2 protein-coding genes are annotated in these 1667 nt (G+C 55.7%); one reads left to right on the forward strand and one right to left on the reverse strand.

The window, feature by feature from the left end:
• Positions 1-170: 170 nt before the first annotated feature.
• Positions 171-824: a fructose-6-phosphate aldolase gene (gene fsa / locus V7665_RS10875; RefSeq protein WP_335664564.1), complete on the reverse strand. Its 654-nt coding sequence runs from the start codon at positions 822-824 to the stop codon at positions 171-173.
• 59 nt (positions 825-883) lie between these two features.
• Between fsa and V7665_RS10880 the strand changes: the two genes are divergently transcribed.
• Positions 884-1576, forward strand: coding sequence for a DUF2490 domain-containing protein (locus V7665_RS10880; RefSeq protein ID WP_335664565.1), 693 nt, complete (start codon positions 884-886; stop codon positions 1574-1576).
• The last annotated feature ends 91 nt before the right edge of the window (positions 1577-1667 follow it).

A 1667-nucleotide genomic window follows, 5' to 3' on the forward strand; every position in this document is an offset into this window, starting at 1 on the left:
GGAAATCCGCAACGGCAGCTTTGTCGTGATTGATCCGGCACCAAAGGGTTTTTGATAAAAATCGTCGTCATCCTGAATTTATTTCAGGACCCCTTGAGTTAGCGCGCGGCCTTTGGAGGTCCTGAAATAAATTCAGGATGACGATCCTGTTCTGGCAGACGATTGTCGGATCAACCGATATTCTGACCGGTATCTTTCCAGTCTTTCAAAAAGCCTTCAAGCCCCTTGTCGGTCAGCACATGTTTGAACAGGTTGCGGATGACATTGGGTGGCATGGTTCCGACATCGGCGCCGATGCGGGCGGATTCGAGTACATGGATGGGATGGCGGATCGAGGCGACCAGGATTTCGGTGTCGAAAGCATAATTGTCATAGATCAGCCGGATGTCTTCGATCAGGGTCATGCCGTCCAGACCATTGTCATCATGGCGTCCGACGAAGGGGGAGATGAAGCTGGCACCGGCCTTGGCTGCGAGCAGCGCCTGATTGGCCGAGAAGCAGAGCGTGACATTGACCATCGTCCCTTCGCTGGTCAGCGCCTTGCAGGTTTTCAGCCCGTCTATGGTCAGCGGCACCTTGATGCAGACATTGTCAGCGATCTTGCGCAGCACTTCTGCCTCTTTCATCATCGTTGCATGATCGAGCGCGATGACTTCGGCGGAAACCGGCCCATCGGTCAGACCGCAGATTTCCTTGGTCACTTCCATGATATCGCGACCCGATTTCTTGATCAGCGAAGGATTGGTGGTGACGCCATCGACCATGCCGGTCGCAGCAAGGTCAGCGATTTCCGCAGTATCGGCGGTATCAACGAAGAATTTCATATGGTGCGAATCCAATTTGCTGATTAGGAGAAGTCTTTCTATCGCCATAAGGGTCAGCAATGCCAGTGCTTCGTCAATTAATTGCTGTGCCAGCGATTTTGCTCTTTTCACAAATGGTTGCTTTTGATCCGGTCAGCGCTCGCGATGACGAGGCCCAGCTATGGATTTTGCCGACTGCAAAAATACCGCTGACATCTGACATATCTGCCATTGCCGAGGGCGGTGTGCGGTATAGCGAAAGTGCGGACGGGCTTGCGCAGATCTTCGCGCGGGGTTCGGTTCAGGTTGCGGTGTCCGACGATCTGTCGCTCGCCATCGGCTATGGTCATTTTCAAAATTATCAGGCGCAGCGCAGAACCGGCACCGAGGAGCGCCCGTTCCAGCAGCTCAACTGGGCAATCGGCAAGACTCTAGGCGGGGACTGGAGTAGCCGGACCCGGCTGGAAGAACGGATGTTCAGCGGATCTTCCCAATTGGATGTCCGTTTGCGCGAGCGGATCAGCTTTCGGGGCGCACCGATCGGCAGCAGCAGCATCCGGCCGGATTTCAGCGGAGAATTTCTGTTCAACCTGAACCGGACATCCAGCGGCCAGGCCGCCGGAATCAATTCTATCCGCGGCAAGGCTGGCCTGTCTGCACCGCTCGCCAAGCATCTGGATATCTCGCTAGCCTATCTGGGGCTGTACGTTCCCCGCACCGGTCAAGACCGGATGCTGCACGTGGCGCTTACCGGGATGACCTATCACTTCTGAAGCCATGGGTCAGAACGCTTTTCGCGCACCCAGAACCGCGATCAGCAGGGGATCATTGGTTGCCCGCGGATTGGCGCGAATGGCTTCCTCC

The organism is Parasphingorhabdus sp., from assembly GCF_036964675.1.
GTDB lineage: Bacteria > Pseudomonadota > Alphaproteobacteria > Sphingomonadales > Sphingomonadaceae > Parasphingorhabdus.